The organism is Parabacteroides sp. AF39-10AC, assembly GCF_003635405.1.
Lineage (GTDB): Bacteria > Bacteroidota > Bacteroidia > Bacteroidales > Tannerellaceae > Parabacteroides > Parabacteroides distasonis.
The window spans coordinates 19,166-44,975 of record NZ_QTLP01000016.1 but is presented as its reverse complement, the minus strand read 5'-3'; the positions used below and the strand labels follow the sequence as shown (position 1 = coordinate 44,975).

23 protein-coding genes are annotated in these 25,810 nt (G+C 45.4%); 9 read left to right on the top strand and 14 right to left on the bottom strand.

What is annotated here, in order from left to right:
- Nucleotides 1-47: 47 nt before the first annotated feature.
- Nucleotides 48-1,127, bottom strand: coding sequence for an acyltransferase (locus tag DW033_RS15070; protein ID WP_048926928.1), 1,080 nt, complete (start codon nt 1,125-1,127; stop codon nt 48-50).
- Nucleotides 1,128-1,343: 216 nt separating this feature from the next.
- Between DW033_RS15070 and DW033_RS15065 the strand changes: the two genes are divergently transcribed.
- Nucleotides 1,344-3,521 (top strand): thiol protease/hemagglutinin PrtT, encoded by a 2,178-nt coding sequence (locus DW033_RS15065; protein ID WP_229103478.1) that lies wholly within the window; start codon nt 1,344-1,346, stop codon nt 3,519-3,521.
- Nucleotides 3,522-3,703: 182 nt separating this feature from the next.
- Here the strand turns inward: DW033_RS15065 and polA are convergent, their stop codons facing one another.
- On the bottom strand, nt 3,704-6,469 hold the full coding sequence (polA, locus tag DW033_RS15060; RefSeq protein WP_122382882.1) for a DNA polymerase I: 2,766 nt from the start codon (nt 6,467-6,469) through the stop codon (nt 3,704-3,706).
- A 101-nt stretch (nt 6,470-6,570) separates the two neighbouring features.
- On the opposite strand from polA, the gene DW033_RS15055 reads away from it, so the two are divergent.
- Nucleotides 6,571-7,545, top strand: a complete 975-nt coding sequence (locus DW033_RS15055) for a polyprenyl synthetase family protein (protein WP_057327041.1) — start codon at nt 6,571-6,573, stop codon at nt 7,543-7,545.
- A gap of 192 nt (nt 7,546-7,737) precedes the next feature.
- On the opposite strand, the gene deoC is transcribed toward DW033_RS15055, so the two are convergent.
- The 6 genes from deoC to mnmG are packed head-to-tail and all read right to left on the bottom strand — an operon-like array spanning nt 7,738 to nt 14,887.
- Nucleotides 7,738-8,676, bottom strand: a complete 939-nt coding sequence (gene deoC, locus DW033_RS15050) for a deoxyribose-phosphate aldolase (RefSeq protein WP_057327042.1) — start codon at nt 8,674-8,676, stop codon at nt 7,738-7,740.
- A 4-nt stretch (nt 8,677-8,680) separates the two neighbouring features.
- Nucleotides 8,681-9,013: a nucleotide pyrophosphohydrolase gene (locus DW033_RS15045; protein ID WP_005860438.1), complete on the bottom strand. Its 333-nt coding sequence runs from the start codon at nt 9,011-9,013 to the stop codon at nt 8,681-8,683.
- A gap of 2 nt (nt 9,014-9,015) precedes the next feature.
- Complete coding sequence (gene dtd, locus DW033_RS15040) at nt 9,016-9,468, bottom strand: D-aminoacyl-tRNA deacylase (RefSeq protein ID WP_005860440.1); 453 nt, start codon at nt 9,466-9,468, stop codon at nt 9,016-9,018.
- Nucleotides 9,469-9,495: 27 nt separating this feature from the next.
- Nucleotides 9,496-11,331, bottom strand: a complete 1,836-nt coding sequence (uvrC, locus tag DW033_RS15035) for an excinuclease ABC subunit UvrC (RefSeq protein ID WP_005863805.1) — start codon at nt 11,329-11,331, stop codon at nt 9,496-9,498.
- Nucleotides 11,328-12,965, bottom strand: coding sequence for an adenine deaminase (ade, locus tag DW033_RS15030; protein ID WP_005863807.1), 1,638 nt, complete (start codon nt 12,963-12,965; stop codon nt 11,328-11,330). The genes uvrC and ade overlap by 4 nt, the downstream gene beginning before the upstream one ends.
- Nucleotides 12,966-13,009: 44 nt before the next feature.
- Nucleotides 13,010-14,887 carry a tRNA uridine-5-carboxymethylaminomethyl(34) synthesis enzyme MnmG gene (gene mnmG, locus DW033_RS15025; RefSeq protein WP_048926924.1) on the bottom strand — a complete coding sequence of 626 codons (1,878 nt, stop codon included), beginning with the start codon at nt 14,885-14,887 and terminating at the stop codon, nt 13,010-13,012.
- 118 nt (nt 14,888-15,005) lie between these two features.
- Between mnmG and DW033_RS15020 the strand changes: the two genes are divergently transcribed.
- Together DW033_RS15020 and DW033_RS15015 are read left to right on the top strand one after the other, a co-directional pair.
- Nucleotides 15,006-16,154, top strand: coding sequence for a metallophosphoesterase (locus DW033_RS15020; protein ID WP_048926923.1), 1,149 nt, complete (start codon nt 15,006-15,008; stop codon nt 16,152-16,154).
- A gap of 145 nt (nt 16,155-16,299) precedes the next feature.
- Nucleotides 16,300-16,938: a porin family protein gene (locus tag DW033_RS15015; RefSeq protein WP_034531788.1), complete on the top strand. Its 639-nt coding sequence runs from the start codon at nt 16,300-16,302 to the stop codon at nt 16,936-16,938.
- Here the strand turns inward: DW033_RS15015 and DW033_RS24700 are convergent.
- The 3 genes from DW033_RS24700 to DW033_RS15005 form a co-directional block, all read right to left on the bottom strand.
- Nucleotides 16,911-17,084: a hypothetical protein gene (locus DW033_RS24700; protein WP_005863815.1), complete on the bottom strand. Its 174-nt coding sequence runs from the start codon at nt 17,082-17,084 to the stop codon at nt 16,911-16,913. The two genes, DW033_RS15015 and DW033_RS24700, sit on opposite strands and share 28 nt — an antisense overlap.
- Before the next feature lie 28 nt (nt 17,085-17,112).
- Nucleotides 17,113-17,544, bottom strand: coding sequence for an rRNA maturation RNase YbeY (gene ybeY, locus DW033_RS15010; RefSeq protein WP_005863817.1), 432 nt, complete (start codon nt 17,542-17,544; stop codon nt 17,113-17,115).
- 90 nt (nt 17,545-17,634) lie between these two features.
- Nucleotides 17,635-18,864, bottom strand: coding sequence for a nucleoside recognition domain-containing protein (locus DW033_RS15005; RefSeq protein ID WP_122382881.1), 1,230 nt, complete (start codon nt 18,862-18,864; stop codon nt 17,635-17,637).
- Nucleotides 18,865-18,948: 84 nt separating this feature from the next.
- On the opposite strand from DW033_RS15005, the gene DW033_RS15000 reads away from it, so the two are divergent.
- From DW033_RS15000 to DW033_RS14980, 5 genes are all read left to right on the top strand, one after another.
- Nucleotides 18,949-19,908, top strand: coding sequence for a 2-hydroxyacid dehydrogenase family protein (locus DW033_RS15000; RefSeq protein WP_122382880.1), 960 nt, complete (start codon nt 18,949-18,951; stop codon nt 19,906-19,908).
- Nucleotides 19,905-20,612 carry a DNA alkylation repair protein gene (locus DW033_RS14995; protein WP_048926921.1) on the top strand — a complete coding sequence of 236 codons (708 nt, stop codon included), beginning with the start codon at nt 19,905-19,907 and terminating at the stop codon, nt 20,610-20,612. The genes DW033_RS15000 and DW033_RS14995 overlap by 4 nt, the downstream gene beginning before the upstream one ends.
- A 1-nt stretch (nt 20,613) precedes the next feature.
- Nucleotides 20,614-21,360, top strand: a complete 747-nt coding sequence (locus tag DW033_RS14990; protein WP_005863824.1) for a TIGR02757 family protein — start codon at nt 20,614-20,616, stop codon at nt 21,358-21,360.
- 6 nt (nt 21,361-21,366) lie between these two features.
- Nucleotides 21,367-21,969 (top strand): TIGR00730 family Rossman fold protein, encoded by a 603-nt coding sequence (locus DW033_RS14985; RefSeq protein WP_008773231.1) that lies wholly within the window; start codon nt 21,367-21,369, stop codon nt 21,967-21,969.
- A gap of 61 nt (nt 21,970-22,030) precedes the next feature.
- Nucleotides 22,031-22,861, top strand: coding sequence for an MBL fold metallo-hydrolase (locus DW033_RS14980; RefSeq protein ID WP_122382896.1), 831 nt, complete (start codon nt 22,031-22,033; stop codon nt 22,859-22,861).
- 8 nt (nt 22,862-22,869) lie between these two features.
- On the opposite strand, the gene DW033_RS14975 is transcribed toward DW033_RS14980, so the two are convergent.
- The 3 genes from DW033_RS14975 to DW033_RS14960 all read right to left on the bottom strand — a co-directional run bounded on the left by DW033_RS14975 (nt 22,870) and on the right by DW033_RS14960 (nt 25,807).
- On the bottom strand, nt 22,870-23,067 hold the full coding sequence (locus DW033_RS14975) for a hypothetical protein (protein WP_226766821.1): 198 nt from the start codon (nt 23,065-23,067) through the stop codon (nt 22,870-22,872).
- A 436-nt stretch (nt 23,068-23,503) separates the two neighbouring features.
- Nucleotides 23,504-24,160, bottom strand: coding sequence for a hypothetical protein (locus DW033_RS14965; RefSeq protein WP_009016515.1), 657 nt, complete (start codon nt 24,158-24,160; stop codon nt 23,504-23,506).
- Between the two features lie 456 nt (nt 24,161-24,616).
- Nucleotides 24,617-25,807 carry a cyclically-permuted mutarotase family protein gene (locus DW033_RS14960; protein ID WP_057319879.1) on the bottom strand — a complete coding sequence of 397 codons (1,191 nt, stop codon included), beginning with the start codon at nt 25,805-25,807 and terminating at the stop codon, nt 24,617-24,619.
- Nucleotides 25,808-25,810 lie beyond the last annotated feature (3 nt).

Genomic DNA, 25,810 nt, shown 5'->3' with positions numbered 1-25,810 from the left:
TTTGAGTTCGCAAAGATAATCAATTTTAGGCTGATACGGTTATTTTCTTAGGCTTTCTCTTCATGCTTAACCGGTTGCCTCATCGATTGTTTGTTTAATAATGTTTTAACGAGTTTGTTCATAGGCTTCTCGAAATGGTAGTAAGAAAACAGGCTCAACAGGATTATGACACAAAATAGAAGCGGGATCGAGATGTACCAGTCTATATGAAAGTCGCTTTCTTTTTGCCATTTAGCATAAGAGAGCAGTACAAAAAGATGAATCAAATAGAAACTGTAACTGATTTCTCCGCCAATCACTAAGAGGCGGTTCGATAGGAGTCGTGAGACCATACCTTTTTGCAGGGAAAAACTTATTAGGATAAACGCGATGGGAATCCAGTAGTAGCAGGAGTATCGGTATACTTTGGGGATTTCAGCGGCATACAGATAGAAACTTAAGAATAATGCTATTGACGCGATCTCTATGATACTTCCTTGGCTGGAGGTGATGTTTTTAGTTTTCAAATGGTCGTATAATTGAAATAATAGCATCCCGGCTATAAAATCCGGAAGTCGGGTGATTGGATTAACATACCAATATCCTTTTATACTTTCCAAAGGCGTAAAATACATACCGACAACGCTCAATATCGCGCAAATCAAGAAAGTGCTAAGTAATTTTCTGTAGTCTTTCGTGAATGCTATAAGGAAAGGAAAACAAATATAGAAAAGCTGTTCACAACATAAACTCCACGAAGGGCTGTTGAATGAAAAAAAGTAATTGTCTTTTGGTATATAGGCGTTTGTCAATGTGAGTGAGGCGAGGAAATGCTTGCACCAATCTATAGTTCCCGATGCTATTACATAGTTTCCTAAAGCGACGGCAATCAATAAGGTCAGCGAGTGTAAGGGATAAATACGGGCGATGCGTGCTACCCAAAAAGTGCGTTTGGTTATCTTATTCTCACTAAATTTCTTTTGATAATTGTACGCTATAATAAAACCGCTTAGCATGAAAAAGAAACTAACCCCTACAAATCCCTCCTTGAAAAAATGGATATCGAAGTGATTATCTATTACATAACAGTGCGCCCCAAAAACCATCATGGCGAATATAAATCGCAAAGATGTTAAAGTGTTAATCATAATTTCGTTACATTAAGTCTGTAAATGTAGGAAATCAATATGGAAATTTAGACAAGATTCTCATCATACTATTAGATTTACTGATCCTTTGGCTAATTTGTCATAATTTTCTTGCATGAATTAGCGTAGAGACTTGCCTATGTATAGAAAGAATTTGAAAGCTTTTGATAACTTTGTATGTATTAGTATTTAATATTCATTCAAAACTTTATGTCAATGAAACACGTCTACTTGGCTTTGTTAGCTTGTGCTACGCTATGTGTACAAACACTTTCAGCTGATCCGATAGGTTCGGCCGAAGCGCTCCGGATTGCCCAGCAACAGTATTCAATGGAGAATACCTCGGTGTTGAGGGCCGGTTCTTTTCCTGAGTTTAAGTTGGCCTACGTAGGGACGGAGGAAGGCATCGAGGCTCCTTCTAAATTACGTTCCTCGAGTGTGGAGAATGCCTTACTTTACCTGTATAACGTAGGGGATAACCAAGGTTTTGTAATCGTATCCGGAGAAGATCGTGGAAAGCAGTTATTGGGTATATCCGATAAGGGGTCTTTGCCGGAGAAAGGTCTGTCCGCTACGATGGAGAATTTTATGCGTATGTATATCCATTATGTAAAGGCGTTACGGTCCGGGATGCCTCTAGCGGTGGATAGTGTTGAGGCTTCTTCACGGTTTCCGGAGGCGGTGATCCCTTTGATTAAAACGGAATGGAAGGATGATGCTCCCTACAATGAGATGTGCCCGGTTGTCAATGATGTTCTAACTTTTGCGGGTGGGGAAGGTGTCGCTATGGCGCAGATCATGAATTATTATCAATATCCGAAAAGCGGTATGGGTAACGTAAATTATAAGAATCCGGGAAGTACGTTGCTTGTTTCCGCTGATTTTGGGCATACAACGTATGATTGGGAAAATATGCCTGCTACTCTTGATGAGTCTTCCTCTTGGGATGAGATAGAGGCTGTTTCCACGCTGATTTTTCATTGTGGAGCGGCTGCCTATATGAATTATGAATGGGATATGGGGGCTAATAAAGAAGATGTACGGAAGGCTTTCATTAATAATTTTGGATATGATAAGAATATACAATTGTATGATAGGACCTTCTTTTCCGGAAAAGAATGGACGGATCTGCTGAAAACGGAACTAGCCGCTCAACGTCCGGTTTATTATGAAGGAGGTAGCGGAGAAAATAATCAGGCCTATAAATGGGCATTTGTTTGCGATGGCTATAATCGGAGCGGACTTTTCCATTTAAATACGGGCTGGTTTGGTAGTGGATATTTTGAGTTAGGTGCGATTGACGATAATTTACGTACTTACAATGAACGCCAAGCCATGATCACGGGTATCCGCAAACCGTCTGATGACTCGAAGCCTGTGAAGTTGTTAACGATCAGTTCTTTGGGTACTAAAGATATTGAAAGTATCAAGCTAGGTGAGAAGTTTCCGATTACTTATAACCTATTTAACTTGGGGAAAGATGGGAGCTATGTCCATACATTAGCCTTTTTCGAGGAGAATGAGGCGGTGGAGTTGCCTATCAGCGAAGCGGCATTTTTAGATACGATCGCGGACTTTCAGCTAGGTAATTATATAACGAAAGATTTCCTTTGTGAGTCCCTAGGTATCACGGATACTACGGTTACTCTGTATATGTACGTACTGGGAGGAATGGAAGGAGATAGCATCCTACGTCCGATCCGTTCGGTAAATCATCCGTATGATTATATCTTGTTGGATGTGAAGGATAGCGTTATTTCTTTCTCACAGGCACGGAATAGCTTGACCGCCGATCCTGTAAAGGTCGAGTATGATGCGGAAAGTGGGACCGCTACCTTTGAGGTGACTTTCTATAACAAGCAAAAAACGAATTTCCAAGGTACGGCCGGCCTTTACGTGCGAGATCCTAATCTCTCGATAGACGATTACAGTTGGGAGGTGAATAATTGGCTGGAGATTCCGGCAGGGAAAAGCCAGACGGTATCTTATAGTGGCTCGTTTGATTGGGGTATTGGTGATATGCTTGCCGTAATGGCTACTTACCAAGGTGACTTGAGTGAGCTGTGGGAAACCAAGTATACGGATATCCGTGAAAGCTATCGTACGTTCTGCCTAAAGATCGATGGTTCGCTAGTGGTTTCTAATGAGGTTACCGAGCCGTCTGTCTCGGATTTGGAATATGCGTTTGATTCCGCTTCCGGCCTATTATCGGTTCAATCGGATGTGGCGATAGAAAATATGATGCTTTATACTTACGACGGCGCGTCTGTCTGGGGAACTACCATAGATAGCCGGAAACAATATACGACTACCTTGTCGATACCTTCCGGGCATTATATCTTACGTATAAAGACGGCGGATGGAATAATCTCTAAGAAGATTTATAAGCAATAAGAGTTCCTTTTGATCACTAATAAATAGGGTGTCCTAAAAAGCTTCCGGCGATTTAGGACACCCTGTTGTTTTTACTTAGGCTGTTATGGTCTTAAAAAAACACGTACGTGTTTTTGGAAAAAGTCGTACATGTTTTTCGGAAAACACGTACATGTTTTTTTAAGGGGAATTCCGGCATTATTTTAATGCGCCTCCAACCAGTTCTCTCCCTCGCCGCAATCGGCGATTAAGGGGACTTGTAGTTTCATGACGTTTTCCATTTCCTCCAGCACGATTTTCTTTACCTCCTCGGCTTCCTCTTTGTAGACATTGAAGTTTAACTCATCGTGTACTTGGAGGATCATCTTGCTTTTCAATCCCTCTTCCTCAAAGCGTTCGTAAATGCGTACCATCGCTAGTTTGATGATATCGGCGGCGCTCCCTTGGATAGGGGCATTGATCGCGTTTCGCTCGGCATAGCCGCGTACGACGGCGTTGTGTGAGTTGATATCCGGAAGGAAACGCTTGCGCTTGAAAATGGTCTCTACGTATCCTTTTTCCTTGGCTACCTTGATGCTCTCCTCCATGTATTCCTTGATGCGGGGGTAGGTGCTGAAATAACCGTCTATCAGTTCCTTGGACTCAGAACGAGGGATGCCCAGACGCTCGGCGAGCCCGAAGACGGAGATGCCGTAGATGATACCGAAGTTGGCGGTTTTCGCCTTCCGGCGCATATCGCTGGTTACTTCTTCTACCGGGATTCCGTAGATCTTGGCGGCTGTGGCGGCGTGGATATCCGCTCCGCTTTGGAAAGCCTCGATCATATGCGGGTCACCGCTCAGGTGGGCCATGATACGAAGCTCGATCTGGGAGTAGTCGGCCGAGAAGAAGAGGCAATCCGTATTGTCCGGGATAAATGCCTTACGGATCTCACGGCCCAGATCGTCCCGTACCGGAATGTTTTGCAGGTTCGGATTGGTAGAGCTGAGGCGTCCGGTAGATGTTACCGCTTGGTTGAAAGAGGTATGTATCTTTCCGGTCTGCGGATTGATCAACTCGGGTAGAGCGTCGATATAGGTACTTAATAACTTTTTAAGTCCGCGGTATTCAAGGAGCTTGCCGATGATGGGATGTTTGCTGCGAAGTTTCTCCAATACATCCTCGCTGGTACTGTAACCGCCAGTTTTGGTCTTCTTCGCTTTCTCGTCCAGCTTCAAGCGGTCGAAAAGGACTTCGCCGACCTGTTTCGTGGAGTTGATGTTGAATTCCGTGCCGGCCAGCTCGTAAACCTCTTGCTCCAGTTTGTTCATGGAGGCGGTAAGTTCCCCCGAAGATTGTTTAAGCGCTACCGTATCCAGCGTGACGCCGGTGGCCTCCATTTCCGCTAATACATATATTAATGGCATCTCGATCGTGGTGAAGAGGGATTCCAGTCCTTCCTTCTTTAACTCGGGCGCGAAATAATTCTTTAGCTTGAGCGTGATGTCCGCGTCCTCGGCGGCGTATTCGGCGATTTGCTCCACGGGTACGTTTCGCATCGATAACTGGTTCTTTCCTTTTGGGCCGATCAGTTCCTCGATGTGGACGGTCTGGTACTTGAGGTAGGTCTCCGCTAGGTAATCCATTCCGTGCCGTAATTCCGGATTCAGCAGGTAATGGGCGATCATCGTATCGAACAGAGGACCGGCTACCTTCACGTTGTATTTACGAAGTACCAAAATATCGAATTTGATGTTTTGCCCGATCTTTAATGATTTCGGATTTTGCAGGGCAGGGGAGAAGCGTTCCACTACTTTCGCCGCCTCTACTGAGTTGGCGGGAACAGGAACATACCAAGCCTCGTTTTCTTTCACGGCGAACGACATTCCGACCAATCCGGCTTTCAAGGGATCGATGCCATCGGTTTCCGTGTCAAAAGCGAAAAATTCTTGACCCAATAAAAAGCGGGCTAAATCGGCTTGTTTTTCCTCTGTATCAGTTAAATAATAGTTATGGGGGGTGGACTTTAAGTCCGTGAGAATCGATTTTTTGGGCTCTTCCGTACTCTCGGGCGTAAAAATCGCGAACAAATCGCCTTGAACGGGACCTTTCGGAGCGGCTTTGACTGGCTCAGAACTTAGTTTGTTAATAAATGTTCTAAATTCCAATTCTGTGTAAATCTCAGTCAGCCGCTCTTCGTTTGGCTTTTCACGAACGCAACGGGCGGCATCGAACTCGATAGGGACATCCGTCTTGATCGTCGCCAAGAATTTGGAGAAACGGATTTGCTCGACGTTCTCCTCTACCTTCTTCTTTTGCGCGCCTTTCAACTTATCAGTGTTCGCTAACAGGTTCTCGATGCTTCCGAATTCGGTCAGTAGTTTTTGAGCGGTCTTCTCGCCGACACCCGGACAGCCGGGGATATTATCGGAAGCGTCGCCCATCAGTCCCAGCAAGTCGATCACTTGCTCCGTACTCGTGAGGCCGTACTTGTTTAAGACCTCGGGCACGCCCATGATCTCGTAATCGCCTCCGAATTTCGGACGATACATAAATATATGTTCGGACACCAATTGGCCGTAATCTTTATCCGGCGTCATCATGTACACCTCGAAGCCTTCCTTCTCCGCCTGTTTGGACACGGTGCCGATCACATCGTCCGCCTCGTAGCGGGGTACTTCCAGAATCGGAATATTGTAAGCCTCTATGATTTCTTTAATGATAGGGACGGATTGACGGATCACTTCCGGCGTCTCTTCCCGTTGTGCCTTGTATTGCTCGAAGGCCTCATGGCGGAAGGTCGGTCCCTTCGGGTCAAAGGCCACCGCTATATGAGTCGGGTTCTCACGTTTTAATACATCCTCCAGACTGTTGATAAAACCGAAAATGGCGGAGGTATTCACACCCTTGGAGTTGATACGCGGATTCTTGATGAAGGCGTAATAGGAGCGATAAATTAACGCATACGCATCTATAAGGAATAACTTCATTACTTTTAACACGTTTTAGTGGGACAAAATCTGGGTAAATGTACGAAAAAACTCGCTTACTCGATAGTTTTTGTTACTTTTGCGAATCTTTGCATGGAATTATGGATGAAAGAAGGAAAATAGAAGAACCGGTTTCCGCTGAATTTGAACGTTTCAATAAGGATTTCGAGGCATCTCTACGCAGCGAGACGACCCGGTTACAATCGGCTATCGACGTTATACTGAATTCTACCGGGAAGCATGTGCGTCCGTTATTGGTGCTCCTTACCGCCAAGGTCTGTGGACAGGTTACGGATAACACGATCAATTCCGCTGTTTTGCTGGAGCTTTTGCATACCGCTACATTGATTCACGATGACGTGATCGATGAGACGAAGCAACGTCGTGGCGTTCCCTCATTGAACGCTATCTTCGATAACCGTATTTCCGTGTTGGTAGGTGATTATGTGCTTTCTACCGCTTTGATCCGTTCCATACAAACCGGCGATTTGCGGATTGTCGGGATTATCTCTAATTTAGGCAGAGACTTGTCCGAAGGTGAGATCAAGCAATTGGAGACCGCCGAGGAGAGTATCTTAGACGAGAATTGTTATCTGCAAGTTATCAAGAAGAAGACGGCTACCTTGCTTTCCGCTTGCACGGAGATTGGGGCCATTTCATCGGGCGCCTCTGCGGAGGTGATCGCTCTTTGCCGTGAGTTTGGCGAGTATCTGGGGTATTGCTTCCAGATCAAGGATGATATCTTTGATTATTTCAAGGAGGCGAATATCGGTAAGCCGACGGGAAATGACATTCGTGAGGGTAAGGTTACGCTTCCATTATTATATGCCTTGCGGCAGGGTAGGGAAGAGGAGGCCGCCCGTTATTTGGATATGATTTTACGGAAGGATTTCGCGGCGGAGAATGTCGATTCCTTGATCGAGTTCGCCAAGGCGAATGGTGGAATCGAATATGCCGAGGCCCGCATGAAGGAATATCATGATAAGGCGGTCGATGTTCTTTTGAGGCTTCCGGAATCCGAGGCTCGGATATCCTTGATCCAGTTGGCGGATTATATTATGACTCGCTCCAAATAGAAATTCCTTTATCTATTAGTTGTAGAGAGATGGCTCTTGTTAGTAAAAAAGTAAGTATGCTTCAATAGCCAATGAAGTTAACTTACTTGACGAAGTCAGTTAACTTCGATGCCAAGGTAAGTTAACTTACTTTGAGAGTGCTTACCGGACACAGGATTCTAAGTCATCTGCGCCCGGTTTAATTAGAATGGACTATTTCCCGAGTCGTTTTTCTATATCACCGACCAGACTGCTCGCTCCTATACGGAACAAATCCTTGTTCAGCCATTCGTTGCCCAGTATTTCCTTTACGATCGTATAATATCGAACTGCGTCTTCCGCCGTGCGTACGCCTCCGGAGATCTTGATGCCAACCTTGTTTCCGGTGATGGAATGGTAGGTTTTGATGGCTTTGCACATGGTATAGGCGGCCTCGAAAGTGGCTCCCGGGTATCCTTTACCCGTGGAGGTCTTGATGAAGTCCGCACCGGAATACATGGCTAGGATGGATGCCTTTTGGATGTTCTCCGCTGTGACTAAAGCTCCGGTCTCTAGGATTACCTTTAAATGGGCGTGGCGACAGCTCTCTTTGATCTCTTGTAATTCTTCCGTCAGTTCCTCGAAATTGTCTTCCATGAAATAGCCTAGGTTCATGACAACGTCGATTTCATCGGCTCCTTGCATGACGGCCATGGCCGTTTCGGCGATCTTGACTTCCGTAAATGTCTGTGAGGATGGAAAACCTCCGGCAACCGACGCGATCTTAACCTCTTGTGCAGTAAGTGCCTGCTTAACCGTTTCCACGAATAGGGGATAGACGCAAATAGCGGCTACGTTCGGGACATCCGGACGAGTTCCCTCGAAATCATTTACCGTGTCTACCATCTTCCAGATACTTTCTTTGGTATCCAGGCTGGTTAATGAGGTCAAGTCGATGCAACCATGAATCGTTTTCAATACTTCCGGTGTAAAGTTCTCTTGGAAATGTTTCTCTAAAAGAGCGTTTACAGCCTCGGTGGTCTGGGTATCCGGCAGGGCCGGCTCAAACTTATTGAAAGCTTCATGATAACGGTCTATCTGTACGGAATTTGATTCGTGTTCATGTTCATGATGATGATCATGTCCACATTCGCAATCGTGATGATGTGCCATATGCTTATAGTTTTTGATTGTTTATATGTCGTTCTTTATCTCGGTCTGTTTTCTTTTGGAGATTCTTCTCGAAAGCGGCGGTAAGATCTACTCCGGTCTGGTTGGCCAGACAGAGCAATACCCATAACACATCCGCCATTTCATCGCCTAAATCCCGGTGTTTGTCACTTTCCTTGAAAGACTGCTCACCGTAGGTACGTGCCATGATCCGGGCTAGCTCGCCCACTTCCTCGGTGAGGATGGTCATATTGGTAAGCTCATTGAAATAACGGACCCCATAGGTCTTGATCCAAGAGTCTACCATTTGCTGGGCTTGTTGTAAGGTTATATCTGCCATACTTATTCTTTATTTTGAGAGTCGATAATAATAGTAACCGGCCCGTCGTTTAAAAGTTCAATTTTCATATCAGCTCCGAATGTTCCGGTTTGTACAGGTTTTCCGAGTTGAAGCCCTACCTCTTCGCAAAAAGCTTTATACATCGGAATGGCGATATCCGGTTTAGACGCTTTTAAGTAGGAGGGGCGGTTCCCTTTTTTCGTAGAGGCGTGTAAGGTAAATTGGCTGACAACCATGATCTCGCCTCCCGCTTCGATAACCGAGCGGTTCATGACCCCGTTTTCATCGTCAAATATGCGTAGGTTGGTGATCTTTTTTGCCAACCATTCAATGTCTTCTTGCGTATCCTTGTCCTCGATACCGACTAATACCAATAGCCCCTTTCCAATTTTGGACTTAAGCTGTCCGTCTATCGTGACGGAAGCGTGCTGCACACGTTGTGTAACTGTTCTCATCTTGTTCGCTTTTTGTTCGCTTTTGTTTTATTTTTGTTCGCTTTCTGTTCGCTTTCCATCCAGTCCCTCTTGTAGTGCCTTGGCTTTCGCCTCGCCAATCACGGATTTCAGTTCCTCGAAGCTTGCTTCCTTGATTCGTTTTACGCTTTTAAAGTGACGTAAAAGTAATACTTTTGTCTTTTCACCGATACCCTTAATGGTGTCTAATTCGGATTTTGTCTGGGTCTTACTTCGTTTATCCTTGTGGAAAGTGATGGCGAAACGGTGTACCTCGTCTTGTATCCGGGTAAGCAGATGGAATAGCGGACTGTCCAAACGCATGCCAACGGTTACGGGTGGGAACCCGAATAATAACTCCGAGGTTCGGTGCTTACCATCTTTCGCTAGTCCGGCGATTGGAATGGACAAGCCTAATTCATCTTCTACCACCGAGCGAACCACTTCCATTTGCCCCTTTCCACCGTCTGTTATAATCAAGTCGGGTAGGGGAGATCGCTCCTCGATCGCCCGCCCGTAACGCCTACGGACGACTTCTTTCATGGAGGCGTAATCATCCGGACCGACTACGGTCTTTATATTGTATTTGCGATACTCCTGCTTCGACGGTTTCCCCATCTTGAATACCACGCAAGCCGCTACCGCATCGCTCCCCTGTATGTTTGAATTATCGAAACATTCGATATGAGCAGGCAATTTCTCCAAATGCAAGGCTTCTTGGATCTCTTTCAAGATACGGGTATTCCGTTGTTCCGGATTCAACTTTTCCGCTTGTTTCAAGCGGTCAACCTTAAACTGCTTGACGTTCATCTCGGATAAATCGAGCAGTTTCTTTTTATCCCCTCTTTGGGGAATGGTGAAAGTGACATTCTCTAGCTGCATGTCCAGCTTGAAGGGTACGATAATCTCCCGGGCGGTGCTTTTAAAACGATTCCGCATCTCGATAATACCGAGGCTTAACAATTCCTCCTTGGTCTCGTCCAATCGTTTTTTATACTCGAATGTATAGGCTTGTACGATCGCCCCGTTTCCGATATGCATAAAGTTCACATAAGCGGAATGGTCATTCTCTATGATCGTGAATACATCTATATTATGTAGCATCGGGGTTACGACCGTAGATTTAGAACGGTAGTTCTCGATGACTTCGTATTTTTCCTTGATCTTTTGCGCTTCCTCGAACTTGAGCTCGGCAGCGAGCGATTGCATCTCCTCATAGAGGTGTTTGCTAATTTGCGAGATGTTGCCTCGCAGAATCTCTTTGATCTCGGAAATATTTTGCTGGTATTCTTCCAATGATTGCAAGCCTTCACAAGGCCCTTTACAACGCTTGATATGGTATTCCAGACAAACCTTATAGCGTCCTTGTGCGATGGATTCGGGAGTGAGGGGATATTTGCAAGTGCGTAAAGGGTAAAGTTCCTTTAGCATCTGTAGCATCACTTTCGCCGTGAACAAAGAGGGATAAGGACCGTAATATTGTGATCCGTCCCGAACGATGTTCCGGGTTTGGAAAACCCGGGGAAAGTACTCATTCTTTACCACGATGGAAGGGTAGGTTTTGTCGTCCTTCAATAATACGTTATAGCGGGGACGATACTGTTTGATGAGGTTGTTTTCCAGTAGTAACGCGTCTTCTTCCGTATCGACGACTATATATTTGATATCCCGGATTTGCTTGACTAACACACGGGTCTTATTGCTGTCATGTACCTTGTTGAAATAAGAGGATACCCGTCGTTTTAGGTTCTTCGCCTTGCCGACGTATATAATCGTTCCGTTTTCATCGAAATACTGGTAGCATCCCGGCTTTTCCGGAATGACCGATAGGATCGTCTTGATATGTTCGTCTTTATCGGCTATCATACGAATAGGGAAGTAAATTGGAATGTCTCGCTATTGAACAAACCTTTGTTGCTAAGTTTCAAGGATGGGATCACCAGCAATCCCATAAAAGAAAGCGTCATTTGTAATGAATCCATCGGTGTCTTTAACCGTTTGATCTTTTCCTCGATCTCTTCGTAACGGCGGCTCGTCTCTTCCAATGATTCGTCACTCATCAATCCCGCTACCGGCAAGGGCAGGAGAGTGACTTCGTCCATACTGCTTACTGCGATTCCACCTTTAGCCTTTATTACCGCATTGATCGCTTGCATAAGCTCGAAATCGGTTACGCCTATAGCGATGATGTTATGGCTATCGTGGGAAATACTTTGAGCGATGGCACCGAGCTTGAGCCCTGTTCCTTTTATAAAGGCAATAGCGGGAGGAGCCGTTTGATAGCGATTTAGAATGACGAGTTTTAAAATGTCTCGTTCTGTATCTGATTCTACAAATCCATCGAATGTATGTACAGGATATAGTTCTTCTTTCGTGATTAATTCGCGGTCTTCGCAAACAATGACACGCATCTGTTTTCCTTTCGCTTTTACCGCTAGCTTTTCTAATGGGATCGGTTTCGTGTGGAAATTATTGCGGAGTATAGGTTTGTGGAAAGGAAGCGTGCATTTCTCTCCATCGTATACACAGGTTCCTTGTATATAGGTTGCCTGTATGGTTAGATTCTTTAAATTGTTTACTTGGATAAAATCGGCGGAGTCTCCCTCTCGTAAGAAACCTGCGGGAATTTTATAGTGCATGGCCGGATTATAGGAAGCGGCCCGTAATACATCATATAGATCATATCCTAAATCCAGCGATTTTTTTACCATCCTATTTATGTGTCCTTTGTTTAAAAACGAAGGATGTGCGTCATCCGTACAGAACATGATTTGTTCGGGATACTCTTTCAATAGCGGATGAAGTGCGTCAAAGTTTTTCGCTGCGCTTCCTTCCCGAATAAGGACATGCATCCCAAGCTCACATTTTTCACGGCCTTTTTCTAGATAGATGGTTTCATGATCGGTGGAAATGCCAGACTCGATATATGCCTTTAGCTTGGGGCCTGTTGCTAGGGGATAATGTCCGTCGATGGGTTTCCCTGCGTTTTTTGCGGCTTCTATTTTGCGCATAACTTCCGGATCTTTATTTAAGACTCCGGGGTAATTCATCATCTCTGCCAAGAAGTGTAGATCCTCTCGTTCCAACAAACGAGCGGTTTCGTCTGCGTCTATGATCGCACCGGAGGTTTCCATAATCGTAGCCGGTACGCAAGATGGGACACCGAACCATGTGTAGAAAGGAATCCCTTTCGCGTTGTCGAGCATATATTCGACTCCTTCGGTGCCCATTACATTCGCTATCTCATGAGGGTCCGCCACGGCACCGATACTGCCATGGCGGACGGCTGCGTGAATGAATGCCGCAGGGGTTACCATGCTACTCTCTATATGGACATGCGCGTCAATAAAGCCGGGGAGGAGGTAAGATCCCTCATCTTGTCCGGTAGGGATTACCTTTCCGATATGCCCGTTTAGGATTGAAATCTCTGCCCCGAAGGTGCGCCTGTTGATTATATCTACCAGATTTCCTCGTATAACCAGTGTTTTAGCTTCATTCATTTGAATATCTCCTTTAATATGTTTCACGTGGAACATTTCGTGTTTTATCTTCCGAGCAGTACCAAAAGGATGTTGATGTCGCTAGGGGAAATACCCGGAATACGGCTCGCTTGAGCGATCGTGTCGGGGTCTATCCGGGTCAATTTCTGGCGGGCTTCCGTAGATAAAGACTGGATAGAATTGTAATCGAATTTACCCTTGATCCGGATATTCTCTAAGCGGTTTATCTTGTCCGCTATGATTTGCTCTCGTTTGATGTAGCCGCTATACTTAATCAATATCTCGGCGGCCTCGATGATCTCTTCCTTACGAGAGGCCGGGACTTTGTCCAGCTCCGCACGAAGGGCCGGAACTAGATCCGCTAGGTTCTCTAAGGTAGTCTGCGGACGGAGTACGACATCGAATAATTTGCAACCATGGGATAGGGGGGCTGTGCCCAGTTTCTCCAAACCGCTATTTATATATTGAGGCTTTACGGAGTAGGTCTCCACAAAACGGATGATAGCGTCACGGCTCTCTTTTTTCTCTCGCAGTAAATCGTAGCGGTCTTGTTTGGCCAATCCCATTTGGTAGGATTTCTCGGTGAGTCGCATATCTGCGTCGTCTTGGCGCAGTAAGATGCGGTACTCCGCACGAGAGGTAAACATACGGTAAGGCTCGTCTACGCCTTTTGTTACCAAATCATCGATAAGGACACCGATATAAGCCTCATCCCTTCCGAGGATAAAAGGTTGTCCGCCGTGGCAATTGATGTGGGCGTTGATACCCGCTACCAAACCTTGTCCGCCGGCTTCCTCGTATCCGGTAGTCCCGTTGATCTGTCCGGCGAAGAAAAGATTTCGGATTTGTTTGGTCTCCAAATTGTGTCTTAGCTGAGTCGGGTCGAAGAAATCGTATTCAATCGCATATCCGGGACGATAGATTTGCACGTCACGGAAAGCGGGGATCGCTTGGAGCGCACGAAGCTGGATATCCAAGGGTAGGGAAGAGGAGAAGCCATTTAGGTAGTATTCCTGCGTGGTCTCGCCTTCCGGCTCTAGGAATAGTTGATGTTGCGTCTTGTCGGCGAACGTCACGATTTTCGTTTCGATACTAGGACAATAACGGGGACCGATACTTTTGATCTGTCCATTATAAAGAGGAGAGTCGGGGAGACCTTCCCGTAATATATCGTGGCAAGCCTCGTTCGTAAAGGTAGTCCAGCAACTCAATTGTTTTAATTTACGATGACTGGTATCCATGTAAGAGAACTTATGGAAATCGTTTTCCCCCGGTTGTTCCTCCATTTCATCGAAGTGAACGCTCCGGCCATCAATACGGACCGGTGTTCCGGTTTTCATGCGATCTGTTTGGATACCTAAAGAGATAAGTTGCTCGGTAAGTCCGGTCGCCGCAGGCTCGGCGATACGTCCGCCCCGTATCTGGGTTCTTCCGATATGAAGCAGGCCGTTTAGGAAGGTCCCGTTCGTAAGCACCACCGCTCCGGCACGGAATACGACATTCATTCCCGTACGAACGCCGCAGACTTGTCCATACTCGATAATCAGTTCTTGAACCATATCCTGCCAGATGGATAGATTCGGCATATTCTCCAGTATGCCCCGCCAGCAATCGATAAAACGGGCACGGTCGCTTTGGGCACGCGGGCTCCACATGGCCGGTCCTTTGCTACGGTTTAACATACGGAATTGAATAGCGGTCTGGTCGGTCACGATTCCCATATATCCGCCTAGCGCGTCGATCTCTCGTACGATCTGTCCTTTGGCGATTCCCCCGACTGCCGGGTTACAACTCATCTGGGCGATCTTGTTCATGTCCATCGTGATCAAAAGCGTCTTTGATCCTAGATTCGCCGCGGCGGCGGCGGCTTCACAGCCGGCATGTCCTGCGCCTACTACTATTACATCGTAATTGAAAGTCATTTTTATTCCCTTTTATTTTACGCGAAGATAGTGAGTGTTCGTGAAAGAATTCGTTTATATTTGTATAATAAATACATACATTGTTTTCAGGTTTAACGAACTAAAGATTTAAGCTGCTATGAATTCTATTCAATGCCGTATCCTTGTTTTCCTTGTTTTACTGACCTCTTGCTTCAGTCCGGTTTATGGGAAAGATAAGAAACCTCGTCAAGCGATCGAGAAGTTATCGATCGATGGTCCCTATCTATTGAAAGCGGATGATGGTAGTATGCGTGCGATATCTGTAGACGGGAAAGGCCGGTTATTGGATAAGCATTATAAAAGTATACCTACCACCTTTTCATTCGAGGTGTTTTCTGATAACGGGGAGAGATTGTTTCCGGTAACCATACACTCCATATCTCGTCCGAAATGGAAAGATGTGCAACCAGAGAAGACGTTTGTTCTTTCAGATCCACATGCGAACTGGTCTTGTTTCGCCTCCCTGTTAAAGGCGGGAAAAGTGATCGATGCGGACTATAATTGGATTTTCGGGACTAACCAATTGGTAATAATCGGTGACGTCTTTGACCGGGGCGTGGATGTACTCCCTATCTATTGGTTGATCTACAAATTGGAGAAAGAAGCGGAGGATGCCGGTGGAAAAGTGACTTTTTTAATCGGAAATCATGAGACCATGGTTCTGGGAAATGATTTGCGATATACGAAGAAGAAATATACTCAATTGGCGGATACTTTAGGAATGAGCTATCCGGAGCTTTGGCAGAAAAGCGAGTTGGGACATTGGTTGAAAACTCGTAACTCGATACAAGTGGTCGGAGATAACCTGTTTGTCCATGCCGGGTTGAGCAAGGAGTTTTTAGACCGGAATTACGATATCCCTACCGTGAATGAGATCGTGAGCGATGGTCTCTTCTTGACGAAAAAAGAACGTAATATAGATAAAGGCTCCGATCTTTCTTTTATGTTCGCTACGTATGGACCGATCTGGTATCGGGGTATGGTACGTAGTGCGGATAAGTATCATCCGCTAGACCGGGATGATTTGCGGAAAATATTAGAGAAATATAATGTGAACCGCATCTTTGTAGGTCATACCATTTTCGATGATATCACGACTTTCTATCATTATAAAGTGATTGCCGTGAATGTCGATAATCAAGAAAACAAGGAGAAGGAACGAGGCCGTGGCGTCATGATCGAGAAAGACGGCTCTATGTTTGTCGTATATGATTCGGGAAAACAGGAACCGTTGTTGATCGAGTAATATTTGGTGCTTGAGCTGTCAAGGCTGCTACCATCATGGTGGAGGAAGAAGTGCCTCCCCTAATGTGAAGTAATGAGATAGGGAGTGCAACTTTTATGTATCTTAAATCATCTATAAATATAGATATGTTTTAAATGTAGGAGTTATGAAAAAAGTTGTATTACTGTTTATCTTGTTTGTTTTCTCTTTGTCGCGAGCCGATGCTCAAGAGTTCCATTTTATTCCTAGGATTGGCTTGAATTTGGCAAATACTTATCCCGAAAGTTTTGCGGACATGCGTCCGGGGTTAAATATTGGTGTGGCGGAGGAAATACGTTTTAGTAAACTGTTTGCTTTAGAACCGGGTGTTTATTATTCTATGCAAGGTTATCAAAAAGAAAACGCTAAAGGCGAGACAGCCCGGCTAAAGGCAGATTATTTAAATATTCCTATTTACGCTAAATTTTATTTGTATCGAGGATTCCATCTTTTCGCGGGCCCACAAGTTGGCTTTAATGTAAGGGCGAAAGCTTCGAATTATATTTTCGTCTCGGGTCCTACTCCGGTGCACCAGAGCGAGTACGATTTCTCCGGTGATAAAAAAGAAGAGATCCGGAATTGTGATTTCTCCGTTTCAATGGGGTTTGGCTATACCTTTGACATGGGATTAGTCATCTCCGCCAATTATAATTTAGGATGTACTCATTTCTTTAAGGAGCCGGAATACTCATTAGGTGGAAGCAATCATTTTAGGGGAAAAGATCATAATGGGGTTATTCAATTCAATCTAGGATGGCGTTTCTGATCTCCAGTAAATCGTGAATTAAGAGAGATCGCTTGTTCCTCGTTCAGCCTTGCGGCATGGCTACGTAGGCAATGAACTGCTTTCGGGCATTGCTCGTCCGTGGCGTAGCAATACGTGTAATCGTAAGGTATGTCTTCTGTTTTCATATTTGTGTTTTTGGGATTGATCGATGTTTTATCCCCGACATTCCTCCGGCAAGATCGCTAACGCTCTGTTCTCGTTCTCCTCCATGATCTCCCGCTCGCCGGGACCTTTGTCGTTGATACCGCAAAGGTGCAGGATGCCGTGGATGATGGTACGGTGGAGTTCCTCGTTATAATCCGTGTGGAATGTCTCGGCGTTTGTCCTGACCGTATCGAGGCTGATGAACAGGTCACCCGAGATCTTATTTCCTTCCGTATAATCGAAGGTGATGATATCCGTGTAATAATCGTGTTGGAGATATTGGCGGTTTACCTCCAATATCTTCTCGTCGGAACAGAAGATATAGCTGATATCTCCCGTTTTCTTTCCGTATGTCTCGGCCACTGCCTTGACCCAGCCGCTAACCGCTCTTTTCTTGATTGCCGGAAGCTCGATATCTTCGGCGTAATATGCTATTGCCATAAGGTCTATTTATCGTATTGAAATTTCGTTACAAATGTAATCATTCGATTTTAAATAGATTCATTTCAAATCTATTGATTGTATAGAATGTTAAAAGAACAGGTAAGCCATCGCTATCGCCGCTATCGCCCCGGCCAGATCCGCTAACAAGGCGCATTGTACTGTATAGCGGGTATTACGGATACCTACGCTACCGTAGTAAAGAGCAACTACATAGAATGTCGTATCGCAAGAGCCCTGAACGATGGATGACAGGCGACCGACGAAAGAGTCCGCTCCATACGTGTTCATGGCGTCCAGCATCATGCCCCTAGCCCCGCTCCCGCTTAACGGTTTCATCAACATGGTAGGCAGCGCTTCCACGAAATCTGTGTTGAGTCCTATCGAAGCAATGCCGAAACGAACGCCTTGTATGATGAAATCCATCGCTCCGGAAGCCCGGAAGACACTGATACCTACTAGGATAGCTACCAGATAAGGAATAATCGTTATAGCAGTCTGGAAACCTTCTTTCGCCCCTTCTATAAAAGCATCATATACATTGATCTTTTTACGCATGCCGCTGATGATAAATCCGCAGATAATGGTAAAAAGAAGCGTGTTGGCGAATAAAGTCGAATACAAGGAAACTTGCTCCTGTTCCATCGAGTTGAATAACCATACCAGGCCTCCGATAAATAACCCCAGTCCCCCGAAAAACAGGATTAGGTTCCGTTGGAGGATATTGATCTTCTGCCGTACGCAAACCGCTAAAATAGCGACTAGGGTTGATGTGAATGTAGCAAGCATGATCGGCAGGAATACGTCTGATGGATTCGCCGCTCCTAACTGCGCCCGGTACATCATGATGGTGATCGGGATCAAGGTCAGTCCCGAGGCATTGATGCATAAGAACATCACCATGGAGTTGCTGGCGGATTCTTTATTCGGGTTTAATTCCTGTAACTGTTGCATGGCTTTCAATCCCATTGGCGTGGCGGCATTATCCAGTCCCAGTAAATTTGCCGATAGGTTCATGAAGATAGAACCGGTCACGGGATGGTCTCTTGGGATATCCGGGAAAAGCTTGCTGAATACGGGAGCCGCCAATCGTGCGAACGCTTGTATCACCCCCCCCTTCTCTCCGATCTTCATGATGCCCAGCCAAAGCGACAAGATCCCCGTTAATCCTAACGAAATCTCGAAACCCGTCTTGGCCGAGGCGAAAGAAGCGTTGATAATCTCGGTAAAAACAGCGGTATCCCCACCTATGACCAATTTACCGATAGCCACTACAAAAGCGATTAAGAAAAAAGCGATCCAAATATAGTTTAGTACCATAATAAATATATATTGGTCACAAATTTAGGAATTAATTGCCAATTGATTTGTATTTTTGCTTTTTGAATAACAAATAGATCCAAGATGAAGATATTAGTGACATACGACATGTTCCGCGAGGGATTTACCGAGTTGGAAAGTAAGTACGAGGTAACCTTTCCCGAAGGAAGAGATTTTACGTATGAGGAGGTTTTCGAGATGATACCGGAGTACGATGTGCTCTGCTCCATGTTCGATTTCCCGGTAAACAAAGAGTTGATCGACCATGCGTCGAAATTGCGGCTGATCGCTAACTACGCCGTTGGTTATAATAATATCGATGTGGTCTACGCCCTCGAGAAAGGCTTGACGGTGGCGAATACGCCTGATCCTGTCACGGCCCCTACCGCCAATATCGCTTTAGGCTTGATGCTGGATACCGCCCGGCGTATCACGGAATGTGATCGTAAGCTGCGTACGCTTGGTAAGGACATGAAGGTCGGTGTACTGGAGAACCTCGGTATGCCGGTTACCGGACAGACCTTGGGCATTATCGGTATGGGACGTATCGGCAAGGCCTTGGCGAAACGGGCGAATGCTTTGGGCATGGATGTGATCTACCACAATCGCCGTCAGCTTTGCATCGAGGACGAGACCAAATTGAATGTTACCTACGTCTCCAAGGAAGAGCTTCTGGCGAAAGCCGATTTCGTATCCTTGAACGCCCCTTATACCCCCGATACCTATCATATCCTCGGCGAGGAAGAGTTCAAGCAGATGAAGCCTTCCGCCATCCTGATCAACACGGCCCGTGGCCCGTTGGTGGACGAGCATGCCTTGGTAAAAGCCTTGCGGGAAGGTACGATTCATGGTGCCGGTTTGGATGTATTCGAGTTTGGAGACTATCCTCTCCCCGAGTTATTGGAAATGGACAACGTGGTATTAACCCCTCATATCGGCACCCAGACGATGGAAACCCGTATCATTATGGCACGCACGGTATGCAACAACGTGATCGGGTTCTTGGAGGGCGATCGTCCCGTATCACGGGTACTCCGGCCATGACGGCGGCGTTTATCCTATCCGAGCTACAGTCGGTCGGTACACCCGAGAAGGCGGTTCATTTGAGCCGTTTTTTCAAGACTGGTCCCGGTCAATATGGCGAGGGCGATCAGTTTCTCGGGGTGGTTGTCCCGCAAACCCGCAGCATAGCGAAGGCTAATAAGGCGACTCCTTTCGATGAGCTGCAGCTGTTGCTGGATAGTCCGTGGCATGAGGCACGTCTATGTGCCTTGCTGATTTTGGTCTATCGTTTCCAGGATCGGAAAGTGATGCCGGAAGAGCGGGAAGCCATCTTCCGATTCTATCTGAAGAATATGCGGCGTTGCAATAACTGGGATTTGGTAGACTTGACCTGTCGGGATATCGTCGGCGAGTATTTGGTGGACAAAGATCGTTCCCTCCTCTACCGTTTGGCGGAAAGCGAGAATTTATGGGAACAACGGATCTCGATCGTCTCTACGTGGGCATTTATCCGTCGGAATGATTTTGGGGATACCTTGGAGTTATCCGAACGGTTGATCGGTCATAAACACGATTTGATGCATAAGGCGGTTGGGTGGATGCTGCGTGAGGTCGGCAAAAAGGAGCGGCAGACGCTTACCGATTTCTTGGAACGCAACGCTACTCGTCTTCCTCGTACGGCGCTTCGTTACGCTATCGAGCATTATCCGGAACCCGAGCGGCAATATTTTCTAAAGAAGAAATAACATGGATACAAAGACCATCTCTTTACTTCGTGAATGGGCGAAAACGTACAATACGGAATCGTTTATCAAGGATGATCCGGTGCGATTCCCCCATCGGTTTACGGAGAAACGGGATATTGAGATATCGGCTTTCCTGACGGCGTGGATCTCTTACGGTCGCAGGGCGCATATTCTCCAAAAAGCGGAAGAGCTACACCGGCTGATGGGCGAAAGTCCTTACGAGTTTATCCGTACCGGAGAGACTTCTTTCGCTCCCCTACGGAACCGCCCGGTTCGCGGGCGGGATACCTTTTACCGTTTTTATACCTATCATGATCTGCATCTCCTTTGTTGTCGCCTAAAGGATATATACGATACCTACGACTGTATGGAAGACGCTATGGCCGCCGCCGGTCCTTGCGAAGATCCTATCTTGCGGTTGAGACAACTTTTTGCTGATCTCAATGGCATTCCGGTCTTGCACGGGACTTCCGCTTGTAAGCGTCTGGCGATGTTCTTGCGTTGGATGGTGCGTACGGATGGTATCGTCGATCTCGGTATCTGGAGAACAGCCGTGCATCCCCGCCAATTAATCATCCCGTTGGATACGCATGTGCACCAGATCTCCTTGCGCTTGGGCTTGACAGGCCAAAAAACCGCTACCCTTCGTACGGCCCGTGAGATAACGGACGCATTGGCGAAAGTCTTCCCCGATGATCCTTGTCTGGGGGATTTCGCCTTATTTGGCTACGATATAAATCAAGAATAAAAAGATATGGAAGAAAAGAAGATAAATAACATCTCGTCTGTTTGCGTGTATTGCGCATCCAGCACGAAGATTCCCTCGGTTTATTTTGACGCCGCCAAGGAATTGGGGCGTCTTTTGGGAGAGCGAAAACTACGGGTAGTCAATGGTGCCGGGAATATCGGTTTGATGTGCGCTGTCTCCGACGCTGCGTTAGCGGCTGGTGGAACGGTAACGGGCGTTATCCCCCATTTTATGGTGGAGCAGGATTGGTATCATAAAGGCTTGACCGAGTTGATTGAGGTCGAGACGATGCACGAGCGTAAACAGCTCATGGCAAACCTCTCGGATGCGGTGATCGCCCTTCCCGGTGGATGCGGTACATTAGAGGAACTTCTGGAGATCATCACTTGGAAACAACTCGGTCTCTACCTCAATCCGATCGTAATCCTCAATATTAATCATTACTATGATCCCTTGTTGGAACTTTTGAGGAACGCCATGAACGAGAATTTCATGCGTCCCCAGCACGCCAAGATGTGGGCGGTAGCCGACACGCCGGAAGAAGCTATCCGTCTCATCCACGCCGAGCCGAAATGGGACGCAAGCCTTCGGAAGATCGCGGCGATTTAATACTATTAGGCGAAAGGAGACGCAGCACGCTACGTCTCTACAATTAAAAATGAATATGATAATGAAAAAACTAGGTTTATTAATGATGTTGTTGCTCCTGTCAAGGATCGCTTTGTTCTGCCAGGCACAGACGGCGGGTATCGAGGAGAAGGAAGTGCTTAGGAATGAAGATGTGATTTTCCATCAGATTGATGAGCATACATGGTTTGGAACAGGTCATTTAATGGCGAACGAGAGCCTGTATCTGGTCGAGGGAGAAACGAAAGCGATCTTGATTGATGCCGGAACAAAGATCAAGGATTTGGATAAGCTCGTGGCTTCCATCACGGATAAGCCGGTTACGCTGGTCGCCACGCATGTGCATCCGGACCATACAGGCTCGGCTATCGATTATTTCCCGGAGATTTATATCAATCCGGCTGATACAATATGTATACCGGAATTTATGCCGAATTATAAAGGCAAAGTTTGTTTCCTTGAAGACGGTGAAATCCTAGATTTAGGTGGGCGTATCCTAGAGATAGTCTTTACTCCCGGGCATACTCCCGGCTCAACCACTTTTGTGGATAAGGATGCCGCTTATGGTTTTAGCGGCGATTCGTTCGGCTCCGGTAATCTATTGCTGGGAGTTGACTTCTCTACGCTCATATCTACTTGTAAGAAGATGAGTGCGGTGATCGAGAAATATGATATCAAATACCTCTACCCCGGACATTATTTCGGAATGAACAAGGAAACCCCTCAACGGGTAAAAGACATGATCACGATGAGCGAGGATATCCTGTCCGGAAAAGTGCAAGGCGAACCTAATCCGAGTGGGATGTTGGGGTTAGACCGGGTGTATACGAATTATGGTGTCCGTATAAATTATAAAGAAGAAAGTATGAAATGAGGGGACCTTTAGATTCTGAACCCGATTTCACTGATAATCTTCAATTCAAGCAATTTCTCCAATATTAATCTATCCATATGAGAGTGAGCGGTTTTTCCGTGTGCTAACTTATATACACGGAAGCCGCTGACATTGAATTCTTTCCCTAATTGATCATACAAGCTTTTCTTGTTTGTCTTAAACCAGTAATTAAATAAGTTCTTCATAATCCGACTTTTGTAATTATCTTTCATTGTACGTTGTTAAAGAGCGTATTTTTACCTACCAGAATTGTAAGCGATGAAAACGAATAGCTAAAACGATCGTTTATATTAGCCAAAAAGTTTGTTTGATGAAGTATTGGTAAAAGATGAATCTCTTATTTTGTGAAAGTGCTGAATAACTTTTAGTTGAATCGCATTTTTGGTCTCAAAAGAATTTCATATATTTGCGGCATGAAAGGGTAAAAAAACGACTAGTTGAAACGATGGTTTAAGCTAGTCGTTTTAAAGAAGCACTTAGGAATGAAGATGTGCTTTTCCATCAGATTGATGAGCGTACATGATTTGGAACAGGAAATTTAATAGCAAACGAGAGCCCGTATCTAGCCGAGGGAGAAACGAAAACGATCTTGATTGATGCAGGATAAAGAAAAATGTAAACTTAATGTAAATAAAGTATTGGTTTCTGGGAGAAATGAAACAGAGGCGAGTCCATTATGTTTCTTTTAAATTCTTGAATATTTTCCATAGTAGAATCTTCTAGTAATATTAATATAACATTGTTTTCTATATTAATTTCAAAATTACTTGTTTTTAGATTTTCCTTTAATAAGTACTTATTGCGATTAAAGACTGTATTTAATTGGTTTAGTGTATCTCCGAGCATTTTTAGAGAATACGAACATTTCTTTATTTTGAAATCTTTATTACCTATTCTGTTTATAATATCACTTTTTGTATATATGTTGTCTAGTGAATCTACTATATTCACGAATAATAGGTTATTCTTATTTATATAGCTTCCTCCATAATATAGAGGAAAATCAAAATTTCCAGTTTTCCTGTAAAAACTATGATCAAGACGGATTTTCCTTTCTTCTAATATCTTGAATATAGAGTCTTTTCTGAATATAGAATCTTTTTCTATGAGAAATTGTAAGTTCTTATTTTCAATAGTTGTTTCTTTATTTGTGTCTATTATATATGCTAAATTCTTCTTGTCTTGATTATTTGTTTGTTGAATATCATTTTCTTGTTGTTGATGATTACCTGAACAACTTATCAATAGTAAAATGAATATTTCGAAATATATTTTCATATACAAAATTATATTACACAAAGGTATGTAATTAATGGCAATTATGTACCTTTGTGTAATTGAAATCTTCTTTTCCCATCATGGCCAATAATGTGCTGCAATTTGAGGCGTATCCGGATGTGTAGGTTATCGCATACTTATTTTTAAGGTAGGCTTATTGTATATTTCCATATACGTTCTTGTTTCCTGTCGTGTGATTCAGTAAAAACATGTACGTGTTTCCCGAAAAACATGTACGACTTTTTCCAAAAACACGTACGTGTTTCGCGGAAAGTATAATTGTCTTTTTAAGGTTTTATGTTCAATGATTTATATAAGAACATTATTTACGTGCTTATTGTCTAGGATTTACCTTGGGATACGTATGCTCTAAATAGACTCCGGATACTTAAAATCGGGTGGAAAAAGTAAACAGGGATCGTTGGCAAACTTACCAGCGATCCCACTAAATCCCTATTATAATTTCGCTTGATTCACTTGCGGCGTGCGGATACCCGGTTTCAATTCTCCGTTGATGATAGTTAACCGGCCATCTTGGATAACCGCTCCCGCTCCGGCACGGGCCAACTGCTCATATTCGCCCAGATCGCTCCATGCTTTCGTGGATAGGTCGTATTGAAGTAAGGTGGTATTGAATCGGTACCATTCTACCGGATGGTGCATATAGGCCTTGGCTTCGGCTTGCAGGCGGGTAATGGCCGCTGAATCTCGCGCCGCCTCCGCTTTCGCTAAATGGATCGGTCGGGCGATGGCGGCTAAGAAACAATCGTAGTTCACACCTCCCATAAATAAGATTTTATCCGTTTGGAAAGTCACGGCACAGCCTCCTGTTAGGGTACGGTTCGTTCCGTCCTTAAACGGGGGAAGAACGGTCTCTTGTTGCCAGGTAAAAGTTGCCGGGTCGAATACCAATACATCCGTCGGGACGATCGGTTCCTCTTCGTTTAGGATGGGCTGGAAGCCTCCGGCTAGATAAATACGTGTGCCGTTGGGACTTTCTCCGGCCGCTAATACCGGTTGTACACGGGCTGCTCCCGGGAAGTCCGGTAGTTGTTCCCATCCCTTTTCGATATTCGCGAGGTTGAGGCGTAAGAAGGTATGGCAGGGCTGTCCATTCTCATTTCCCCCTGCTACGTAAATCTCCTGTCCGGTAAAAGCAGCCGAGAGATTATCCATTGGAGACGGTAAGGAGGGTAAGGCGCAAACCGCTACCTCTCCTTTCGTGGGGTTATAGGAGATGCGGGAGACCTCGACCAAGGAAGAATCACTGTTGTTTCCTCCGATGCAAACGATACCTTCCGGGGTGGAAACCGTAGCGCCGTAGGCGACGGGACGAGGCAGTCGGTCGATCTCTTTCCAGCCTTCGGGAAGAAGGACGAATATCTCGCTGTAATATCGCTTGGCTCCTCCCTCGGTGACGGGTTTGTCCGGAAAGTTGCAACCTCCGGCAACGATCAATACGCCGTTATGGATGCCGGCGAACGGGGCGGAAACGCCAAGGGAAGCCGTATCGGCTGCTCCCGGTAGATCCGGTAATTTTGTCCAGTTTATCATGGTGTTCTGTTTTTTAGATATAGGCTGGCCGCATCCCGCTACGCAGAGTAGCAGGAGGAACAACCAGCCGGTGATTTGTTGTTTATTATGCATAGC

Excerpts from the sequence above, each read along its gene's own strand:
- DW033_RS15070 (WP_048926928.1), bottom strand. The coding sequence starts at position 1,127 with ATGATTAACACTTTAACATCTTTGCGATTTATATTCGCCATGATGGTT.
- DW033_RS15065 (WP_229103478.1), top strand. The coding sequence starts at position 1,344 with ATGAAACACGTCTACTTGGCTTTGTTAGCTTGTGCTACGCTATGTGTA.
- polA (WP_122382882.1), bottom strand. The coding sequence starts at position 6,469 with ATGAAGTTATTCCTTATAGATGCGTATGCGTTAATTTATCGCTCCTAT.
- DW033_RS15055 (WP_057327041.1), top strand. The coding sequence starts at position 6,571 with ATGGATGAAAGAAGGAAAATAGAAGAACCGGTTTCCGCTGAATTTGAA.
- deoC (WP_057327042.1), bottom strand. The coding sequence starts at position 8,676 with ATGGCACATCATCACGATTGCGAATGTGGACATGATCATCATCATGAA.
- DW033_RS15045 (WP_005860438.1), bottom strand. The coding sequence starts at position 9,013 with ATGGCAGATATAACCTTACAACAAGCCCAGCAAATGGTAGACTCTTGG.
- dtd (WP_005860440.1), bottom strand. The coding sequence starts at position 9,468 with ATGAGAACAGTTACACAACGTGTGCAGCACGCTTCCGTCACGATAGAC.
- uvrC (WP_005863805.1), bottom strand. The coding sequence starts at position 11,331 with ATGATAGCCGATAAAGACGAACATATCAAGACGATCCTATCGGTCATT.
- ade (WP_005863807.1), bottom strand. The coding sequence starts at position 12,965 with ATGAATGAAGCTAAAACACTGGTTATACGAGGAAATCTGGTAGATATA.
- mnmG (WP_048926924.1), bottom strand. The coding sequence starts at position 14,887 with ATGACTTTCAATTACGATGTAATAGTAGTAGGCGCAGGACATGCCGGC.
- DW033_RS15020 (WP_048926923.1), top strand. The coding sequence starts at position 15,006 with ATGAATTCTATTCAATGCCGTATCCTTGTTTTCCTTGTTTTACTGACC.
- DW033_RS15015 (WP_034531788.1), top strand. The coding sequence starts at position 16,300 with ATGAAAAAAGTTGTATTACTGTTTATCTTGTTTGTTTTCTCTTTGTCG.
- DW033_RS24700 (WP_005863815.1), bottom strand. The coding sequence starts at position 17,084 with ATGAAAACAGAAGACATACCTTACGATTACACGTATTGCTACGCCACG.
- ybeY (WP_005863817.1), bottom strand. The coding sequence starts at position 17,544 with ATGGCAATAGCATATTACGCCGAAGATATCGAGCTTCCGGCAATCAAG.
- DW033_RS15005 (WP_122382881.1), bottom strand. The coding sequence starts at position 18,864 with ATGGTACTAAACTATATTTGGATCGCTTTTTTCTTAATCGCTTTTGTA.
- DW033_RS15000 (WP_122382880.1), top strand. The coding sequence starts at position 18,949 with ATGAAGATATTAGTGACATACGACATGTTCCGCGAGGGATTTACCGAG.
- DW033_RS14995 (WP_048926921.1), top strand. The coding sequence starts at position 19,905 with ATGACGGCGGCGTTTATCCTATCCGAGCTACAGTCGGTCGGTACACCC.
- DW033_RS14990 (WP_005863824.1), top strand. The coding sequence starts at position 20,614 with ATGGATACAAAGACCATCTCTTTACTTCGTGAATGGGCGAAAACGTAC.
- DW033_RS14985 (WP_008773231.1), top strand. The coding sequence starts at position 21,367 with ATGGAAGAAAAGAAGATAAATAACATCTCGTCTGTTTGCGTGTATTGC.
- DW033_RS14980 (WP_122382896.1), top strand. The coding sequence starts at position 22,031 with ATGAAAAAACTAGGTTTATTAATGATGTTGTTGCTCCTGTCAAGGATC.
- DW033_RS14975 (WP_226766821.1), bottom strand. The coding sequence starts at position 23,067 with ATGAAGAACTTATTTAATTACTGGTTTAAGACAAACAAGAAAAGCTTG.
- DW033_RS14965 (WP_009016515.1), bottom strand. The coding sequence starts at position 24,160 with ATGAAAATATATTTCGAAATATTCATTTTACTATTGATAAGTTGTTCA.
- DW033_RS14960 (WP_057319879.1), bottom strand. The coding sequence starts at position 25,807 with ATGCATAATAAACAACAAATCACCGGCTGGTTGTTCCTCCTGCTACTC.